General features: G+C 41.9%; 8 protein-coding genes. 1 reads left to right on the top strand and 7 read right to left on the bottom strand.

All coding sequences use genetic code 11. The annotated features are described in order from the left end of the window. Positions 1-230: 230 nt before the first annotated feature. The 3 genes from JI65_RS00765 to pyrB are packed head-to-tail and all read right to left on the bottom strand — an operon-like array spanning position 231 to position 3,012. Entirely contained in the window at positions 231-1,643 is a 1,413-nt protein-coding gene (locus JI65_RS00765; RefSeq protein WP_191013448.1) for a dihydroorotase, read from the bottom strand. Then, positions 1,640-2,077 carry an aspartate carbamoyltransferase regulatory subunit gene (locus JI65_RS00760; RefSeq protein WP_191013447.1) on the bottom strand — a complete coding sequence of 146 codons (438 nt, stop codon included), beginning with the start codon at positions 2,075-2,077 and terminating at the stop codon, positions 1,640-1,642. Before JI65_RS00760 ends, JI65_RS00765 begins: the two co-directional genes overlap by 4 nt. A 14-nt stretch (positions 2,078-2,091) precedes the next feature. Next, positions 2,092-3,012: an aspartate carbamoyltransferase gene (gene pyrB, locus JI65_RS00755; protein ID WP_191013446.1), complete on the bottom strand. Its 921-nt coding sequence runs from the start codon at positions 3,010-3,012 to the stop codon at positions 2,092-2,094. A 536-nt stretch (positions 3,013-3,548) separates the two neighbouring features. On the opposite strand from pyrB, the gene JI65_RS00750 reads away from it, so the two are divergent. Continuing rightward, positions 3,549-4,331, top strand: coding sequence for a MetQ/NlpA family ABC transporter substrate-binding protein (locus JI65_RS00750; RefSeq protein ID WP_191013445.1), 783 nt, complete (start codon positions 3,549-3,551; stop codon positions 4,329-4,331). Positions 4,332-4,464: 133 nt separating this feature from the next. On the opposite strand, the gene JI65_RS00745 is transcribed toward JI65_RS00750, so the two are convergent. Genes JI65_RS00745 through JI65_RS00730 form a run of 4 tightly spaced genes read right to left on the bottom strand, consistent with a single transcriptional unit; the run spans position 4,465 to position 8,305 of the window. Continuing rightward, positions 4,465-5,217 carry an ABC transporter permease gene (locus tag JI65_RS00745; RefSeq protein WP_191013444.1) on the bottom strand — a complete coding sequence of 251 codons (753 nt, stop codon included), beginning with the start codon at positions 5,215-5,217 and terminating at the stop codon, positions 4,465-4,467. Between the two features lie 8 nt (positions 5,218-5,225). Then, positions 5,226-6,155, bottom strand: a complete 930-nt coding sequence (locus JI65_RS00740) for an ABC transporter ATP-binding protein (RefSeq protein WP_191013443.1) — start codon at positions 6,153-6,155, stop codon at positions 5,226-5,228. A 1-nt stretch (position 6,156) separates the two neighbouring features. Beyond that, positions 6,157-6,522 (bottom strand): hypothetical protein, encoded by a 366-nt coding sequence (locus JI65_RS00735; protein WP_191013442.1) that lies wholly within the window; start codon positions 6,520-6,522, stop codon positions 6,157-6,159. Further along, positions 6,506-8,305 carry an ABC transporter ATP-binding protein gene (locus JI65_RS00730; protein ID WP_191013441.1) on the bottom strand — a complete coding sequence of 600 codons (1,800 nt, stop codon included), beginning with the start codon at positions 8,303-8,305 and terminating at the stop codon, positions 6,506-6,508. The genes JI65_RS00735 and JI65_RS00730 overlap by 17 nt, the downstream gene beginning before the upstream one ends. Between the last annotated feature and the right edge of the window lie 62 nt (positions 8,306-8,367).

Below are 8,367 nucleotides of genomic sequence, written 5' to 3'. Positions count from 1 at the left end.
TTTTTTGTCACCTCGAGCGTAGTCGAGAGGTCTACAATCTACAGATTCCTCTAGATGTCTCGACTTCGCTCGACATGACAAAGTTATACACTCGGCATGGCAGAGTTGTGCACTTGGCATGGCAGAGTTGTACACTCGGCATGGCAGAGTTATGCACTCAGCATGACAGAGTTGTGCACTCGGCATGACGGCACTGTGCTCACCCAATAGCAGAAAAGTCGGAATTCGGCCTAGTAAACCCGCTTACCGGCAAAGAATGTTGCGTGAACTTTTCCGTAGAGAGTGCGGCCTTCAAGCGGCGTGGATTTTCCTTTTGACTTGAATGCAACAGGATTTACCACCCATTCTTCGGTTGGGTTTACGAGTACAAAATCCGCATTGAATCCCGGAGCGATTTTTCCGCTCTTTATCTTCAAGATTTTTGCAGGATTCTCGCTCATCAGCTTTGAAAGCTGGCTCAGCGTAAAGCCTTCGTTCCTTACCAAAACGGAATTACAAACAGCAAATGCGGTTTCAAGCCCCGTAAAGCCAGGGGAACCCGCGGCCTTATCATCCTGCGTGTGCGGAGCGTGGTCTGTTCCGATGCAGTCAGCAGTCCCGTCCCGAAGCGCTTCTATTACGGCCCGTCGGTCTTCTTCGCACCTCAAAGGCGGATTCACCAATGCCCTTAAATACGGCGCGTCGGTTCCGGTAAGCCCCAAATGATGCGGAGTCACTTCAACGGTGCAAGCAAAATCTCTCGGAGCAAGACCGGCTTTTATCTCGGCTTTTGCGCGGCGCACTGCGTCCATGCTGATTTTTGTGGAGCAATGGCAAATATGAACGTGGCAGCCTGCAAGCTTTGCAATTTCGATGTTTCGCTCGGTGGCAGTGTCCTCTGCCAGCGCAAGAATCGAATTTGCCTTCGTAAGATTTCCGTCAATCTCAAAATCAATGCTCTCTGGCACATTCGGAGTTTGAACGTTAACCTTTCCGGCAGGAATCCCGAATTGCTTCATAAATCCCAACGCGCGCTGGCGGTACGGTTTTGCCGCCTGAGCAAGACTCACGTCCTCGCAGTGACAGGCAACAATAATTCCGCGCTTCCCAGCCCGCTGCATTCCTTCAAACATAACGGCGGCCGAAGCAACGTCATGTCCGTCCTCGCTTATGACAGGGAATTCCTCGCTCGTAAGTTCATCAATTCCGCTCGTGTCTTTTCCGTCAAAATCTTTCGTAATGCTCACAGTCTGAAAAACTCTGGCCAGATTTTTTGAATTAGCCTCGTTTTTTACGGCAAGACCAAGCTCTTTTGTAGAAACAACAGGATTCGTATTCGGCATCAAAACCAACGTTCCAAATCCTCCTGCAACCGCCGCGGCAAGCCCTGAGTCCAAATCCTCTTTTTGAGTCTGACCAGGGTAGCGGAAATGGGCGTGCATATCTATAAAGCTTGGCATTAAAGTAAGCCCTTCGGCATCAAAAAATTCGGCACCGTCGCAGCCGAACGCAGTTGAAACCTTCAGCACGGCTTCCCGCGAAGCTGCCTGACCGAGGAAAACGCTTTTTATAAGCCCGTCATGAACGATTACAGCCCCTTTGCAGTCGGTATTCGAATCAACGATGTGCGCGTTAAAAATTATCAGCGTCGCAGAATCGCTCATACTTCCACCTGCCCCGCACTGTAGCTTGCATCGCAGTATTCGCAGTGATACTGGGCTTTCTCGCGGTTCACGAGGCGGAACACCTGAGGAATGTAGTTTTCCGTCATTGTGATGCAACGAGGATTCTTGCAGTGAATCACGTTCTCAACACGCTCAGGAAGTTCCATTTTGATTTTGCGGACGATTTTTTCATCTTTTATTACGTTAATAGAAATTGAAGGGTCAACAAAACCAAGCACGGAATAATCCAAGTTGATGATATTGTCGATTTTGATTATGTCTTTCCGTCCTGATTTTTTTGACGGAACGTTCATAATCAGCGCACAGCTGAAAGGTGCTTTGTCCAGTCCCAAAAAATGGAATATCTGCGGTCCGCACCCAGCTTTTATGTGGTCAATTACAAGACCGTTTTTTATTGTGTCTACGTTCAGCATTTTTTTTCTCCGTTTTACAGAGCACCGACCAATTTTGCAATCAGTGCCATTCGCACATACATTCCGTATTTTACTTGCTTAAAGTAAGCCGCACGTGGGTCATCGTCAACCTCCGGCGAAATCTCGTTAACGCGAGGAAGAGGATGAAGAACAATCATGTTCTTTGCCGCGAGAGTCATTTTTTGTCTGTCGAGAATGTAGCTGTCCTTTAAGCGGATGTAATCCTGCTCGTTGAAGAACCGTTCTTTTTGAACGCGGGTCATGTAAAGGATGTCCACGTCGCCAATCACGCTTTCAAGCCGCTCGGCTGTTGTGTAAGGAACTCCCACAGAATCAAGATACTCGGTGATGTATTCAGGAACGGCAAGTTCCTTTGGACTTATGAAGATGAACTTGTTGTTCTTGTAGCGACTCATGGCCTCGGTGAGCGAATGCACGGTACGACCGAATTTTAGGTCTCCGCAAAAGCCGATTGTATGGCCTTCAAAGCCACCTTTTAACGCACGAATGGTGAGCATGTCGGTAAGCGTTTGCGTCGGATGAAAATGCCCTCCGTCGCCAGCGTTGATTACAGGGCACTCAGCGTAGCGGCTTGCCACGAGAGCTGCGCCTTCTTTTGGATTACGCATTGCAATCACGTCAACGTAAGAACTTACGGTTCTGATTGTGTCGGCAAGGGATTCGCCTTTTGAGGTTGAGCTGTTCGCAGCATCGGAAAATCCTTCCACGGCTCCGCCCAAATGGAGCATTGCCGCTTCAAAACTCAATCGTGTTCTGGTGCTAGGCTCAAAAAAAAGTGTCGCGAGAATTTTCCCGCGACACACGTCTTGAAAAGAAGTTGGATCAACAATAATTTGCTCAGCCAATGAACAAATTTCATCAATTTCAGAAACTGAGAAATCACTTGGCTTTATAAGATGACGTCCTTTTAACATGATTTTACTGTATCACAATCACATTTAAGTTTCTAGGATTTTAATCGTCGGTAAAAAAAATATGGGCTGGTAAATGTAAAAAAATTGGCGGGGCATTCGCTACGGCGCTTCAAAAATGCAGCTGAACGTAAGCGGTATCCGACTCCCTTCGGTCGCGAACGTTCAGAAGCATTTTTGCTTCGCCTTCGCTACTGCCCCACCAATTTTTTTTATCAACTTGCCTGCATTTTTTGAAGGATTAAACTCCTATTGAACAGGGCGGGGAAGGTGGTTTCGACTATGCTCAACCACTGCAAGCAATCTTCAGTGCCTTATTCAGTTTTGCTTGCAAAACTGAAAGGAACGACAAAACCCATTATGCGGATTAAAGGAAAAATATTGTCGTTCCGCTTTTGCTTGCAAAACTGATAGGAACGACAAAACCCATTATGCAGATTAAAAGAAAAATATTGTCGTTCCACACCTATTGACTATTTTTTTAGGAGAGTTTATATATATTACTCATTAAATCGGTAGGAAATAAGGAGAATAAAATTATGAAAAAAATCTTATCGCTCGCAGTATTTGCTGCACTTTCTGTTTCGGCTGTTTTTGCACAGACAACTCTCAAAGTTGGCGCAACTCCAGAGCCACACGCTTCAATTCTCAACCTTGTAAAAGATGACCTCAAAGAGCAGGGAATCGACTTGCAGGTTGTTGAGTTCACAGACTACGTTACTCCAAACGAAGCCGTAGAGGCTGGCGACATTGACGCTAACTACTTCCAGCACATTCCTTACTTGAATTCTTTCAACAAAGAAAAGGGAACTCACCTCGTAAATGCGGCAGGAATCCACGTTGAGCCATTCGCAGTTTATTCATCAAAAATCAAGAACATCAAAGATTTGAAGAAAAAAGCTGTAATCGCAATTCCGAACGACCCAACAAACGAAGGACGCGCACTTCTTCTCTTGCAGCAGGCTGGTTTAATCACACTCAAACCAAACGCAGGAATCACAGCAACACCAATCGACATCAAAAAGAACCCGCTCAAGCTCAAGTTCAAGGAAATCGAAGCTGCAACGCTCCCAAGAATTCTTCAGGACGTTGACGCTGCCGTTATCAACGGAAACTACGCAATTCCAGCAGGATTGAGCGCAGCAAAAGACGGTCTTGTGGTTGAAGGCTCATCTTCTCCTTACGTTAACGTAGTTGCAGTAAAAAAAGGTCACGAGAACGACGCTGCAATCAAAGCTCTCGTAAACGCACTCAAATCTCAGAAAGTAAAAGACTGGGTAAAAGCAAAGTATCCTAACGGAGAAGTTGTAACAGTATTCTAATCATAGAAATCACTTTTGTATGCTAGGGGCTGACCGAAAAGTACTTTGTACTGTGTCATTCCGAACTCGTTTCGGAATCTCTACACTATTTAGTCAGCCCCTTTTTGTTTTTACGGCAACTTTTCCGAGATGGCTAATATTTATTTATCAATCCATGTCGGCGCACATATTTTAAGCAGAATTCATAAAGGATAAAGCCTGCCATTAGGGCAAGAAAATTCAGAATGACAAGCAAAACCCACTCGAACGTGGCGACAGTCTGAAATGAGCCGACTTTCTGTGCAAGTTCGATTCCGTAAAAATACGGAAAAGGATGAATAATCTTGTGAATTAGCGGAGAAAGTTTTTCAATCGGAATAAACACCCCCGACACGGTTAAAAGTGCATAGGAAAGTATTGATTCAAACGAGGCAGTTTTCGTAAAAATCAATGTGAGTGCAGAAAGAAAAAGACCTAGCCCCAAAAAACCGAAAAGCGAAACAAAATAAACCGCAAAAATTAAAGGCTGGACCGAAACTGATATTTTTGTGGTCAACAAAATGATGCCCGTCAATACCACAAATTTTGCGAATGAAACCGTAAACATCAGCACGGAACGTACCGCAAGAATCACTGATGAAGAATATGGTTTTATAAAAAGCTGTTCGATTGTGCCCACCTTTTTTTCAAATGAAACCTGAACGGAAGCTTCTGAAATTATGTAGCTTGCAATAATCCAAAACGAATATCCGATAAAAAAAGTATTGTTTGTAACGTTTTTTGTTCCCAATCCAAGAAAAAAAGTAAGAAACAGAAAATATTTGATTACAATGTCAACGATGTGGTCGGGATAATACGTTCGTAATTCAATAAGAGTTTTTGAAATTTCAGCTTTTAAAAGATTCATTTTTGTTCCTATTTTTTCCTATAAAAATCACAGAGTATTGATTCAAGAGAAGCATAGCTTTTATTAAACGAAAGGACTTCAAATCCGTTTTCTGAAAGTTTCTTCATTACATTCATGCAGCTTTGAAAGTCTGAATCCGGGAGCGTTAAAATAAAATCATCAGGCGAGAGGATTTTGCATTCATAAGATTCAAGGAATTTTTCGTCTGGCTTACCTGCCACATGGATTTCCACCGTTTTTTTACTGAAAGCCTTTTTAAAATCAAGAACAGAGCCAGCAAAACAAATTTTATGGTCATTCAATAAAACGATTCTGTCCGCAATGCTGTCGATTACATTCGTTTCGTGGGTTGTCAAAAGCAGGCTTATCTGCTTTTCTTTTGCCAGTGCCCTGAGACATTTTAAAAGTTCCTGCTTTGAAAAAACATCGATTCCAAGAGTCGGTTCGTCCAACAAAAGTAGTTTTGGAAAACCAAGCAAGGCAACTGCAAGGGCGAGTTTCTGCTTCATTCCGCGGGAAAAATCCCCGGCCAAGGTGTCAAGACTTTCCCAAAGACCAAGAATCCTTAAATATTCCTCACTCTGCTCACGGATTTTTTTATCAGGAATTTTTTTGAGTCTGCCAAAATACAAAAGATTTTCTTTTGCCGTCATATTCCAGTACAGGTTTCGCTCTCCTTCAAGAATTGTATTCACTTCCGTAAAGAATTTATTCCTGCTGATATTTTTTATATCCTGACCATCATATAAAATTTTTCCAATGTCGATTTCAAGAAGATTCAGAATACTTTTTATAAGCGTCGTTTTTCCGCTTCCGTTACAGCCCAAAAGCCCGATGATTTCGCCCTCAAAAACATCAAAAGAAACACCGTCGAGCACTTTCGGGGATTTTTTGGAATATTGTTTAGAAACATTCACCAAAGAAAGAACTTTTTTCATATTAGACTTTTTCCAAATCCTCCATAAGCAATTTTGTGTCCGCTCCCAGTTTGATTATTTTATCTGCAAGAGAATCGCAGTGCTTTATGTAATCTGTGGTTTTGTATTCAATGAAAAATGCGATTTGATTTGAAAGTTTGATATTAAAATCGTCTTTGATTAAGGAAAAAATAAATTCCGCAATGCACAGACAGGCTAGCAAAATAAGTTGATTTACGTTCAGGGAACTCGTAGAAATACAGGCATTTATAAAACTTCCTATAAAAATCGGCAAAAAAAATACCGTCGCAATGTAAAGCAAAAGCGAAAAATAATACAGGGCAAGTTTTAATTTAACAGGTTTAATAAAATCAGTTAGAAAATTCATTTTGGAAATACTTTTTATTTTGATATTTTTCAGCTTGGGCAAAAAACATAGTTTTGTAAATACCTGAATTGTTTACAAGTTCATTGTGAGTTCCAATTTGCGCTACGTGCGCTTTGTTAAGGACAATGATTTTTGTAGCGTCCACAGCAGAAGCGAGTCTGTGTGTTACGATTATACTTGTATGCCGTTCGCACAACCTGTAAAACTGCCTGAACAGGCGGGCTTCTGAAATGGGGTCGATTGAAGCCGTCGGTTCGTCAAGAATTAAAAGCGGTGCGTTATGATACAAGGCTCTGGCGATCGCGATTTTTTGCCACTGCCCTCCCGATAAATCTGTTCCTCCGAATTCTTTTCCGAGCAGAGAGTTTTCAAAACTGCCCGTGTATTCAACATCTTTTAACACAGAAACAATACGCTCATGCCTCTCAGACTTTGGAATTGACACAGCCTCATGCAGAGGAACTGCATATTTTGCAAAATCCTGAAACACGCATGAAATCATGCTCCGCCATGAATCAATTTCAATATTCTGAATCGGACACCCTTTATAAAAAATGTTTCCTGAAGTTGGTTCGTAAAAACGCATAATCAGTTTTATAATCGTAGATTTACCGGCACCGTTGGCTCCCACAAGCGCAACAGACTCACCTTCGTTAATGATGAACGAAACATTTTCGAGGGCGGGGATTTTTGCTCCGGGATAGCAAAAAGAGACATTCTTAAATTCAAGATACGGCTCTCCCTTACCGTCCATTTCTAACTTGCAGAAGTCAAGATTTGTTTCTGCCAAATGAATATGATTTTTCCAATTCATAAAGCTAAAAAACTTATCGAAATACAGCAGAATAGTTTTTAAGTAACCGCCGAATGTAACCAAATCTGAAAGATAAATATTCACTTGAAAAAATACTTGCAGAAACAAGGCAAGCGTGCCTATAGAATAAAGTCCGTTATAAATTCCACGAACAATAATTAAGAATGCAAAGATATTTCCAAGCGTATTTAAAATCATAGTCGGAAAAGAATAAAAAACTCGTTTTCGACGGATAAGTGCGTTTTGTGCAGTTACTCTAGCACGGCTTTTTAGATAGTTCGTTCGTGCATAACTTCCAAGATTCAGCCATAGAGTGTCTTTTATCGTCGTGCAATCCAACATAAGCTGAACAAAATAATCTGCGCGCCGTTGGTGAATATCATTTTTAATGCCTTCAAGCCAGCCTTCATTATTCAGCTTTCGCTGCACAAAAAAATCAGGAATAAGGCAGATTAAAAGAATCAATGGAACAGACAAACTTATTGAACCAAGAACCCACAACATGCTCAAAAGAACCGTCAGATTTTTTATGTTAAGAGTTAAATTTGCAACAAGATTTACAGGGCGTGTCATTGCCTGAGTCCTCAAAACGTGAACATCAGACTGAAACTCTGGACTCTCAAAATTGTATAAATCCTTAAGCGCAGAACTTTTTTCAATGAGCGCAAGATTTATTTTATCAACGAGCTTGTCGCTGAGACGCTCCGTTAAAACAGCTGATAACATCGAAAGAGCATTTGAAACAAACAGAAGCACAAGCCAGGCAATGATATTTACAAAGATTTTGTCTTTTTGGCTTAGAAAATCCGCGGTTCCATTAAAAACTGACAACATGTTGATAACTTGTGCTGATAAAACCGCCATTAAGGACGGAATCAAACTCGCAATTATAACAACCAGAAAACTGAACGAAGCCGTGGTCGGTGCAGCGTCAAAAATAAGACGGAGTGATTTTAATAAGGTTTTCATTGAATCCATCCTTCAGTTTCTGTTTCGTAAGAAATGTTTTCTGTAGATTAAATACTTACTCA

This window comes from Treponema zioleckii, from assembly GCF_014737315.1.
In the GTDB taxonomy this organism is placed as follows: domain Bacteria; phylum Spirochaetota; class Spirochaetia; order Treponematales; family Treponemataceae; genus Treponema_D; species Treponema_D zioleckii.
Note: the sequence above shows the minus strand (reverse complement) of the source record. Positions and strands in the feature narration are given on the sequence as shown.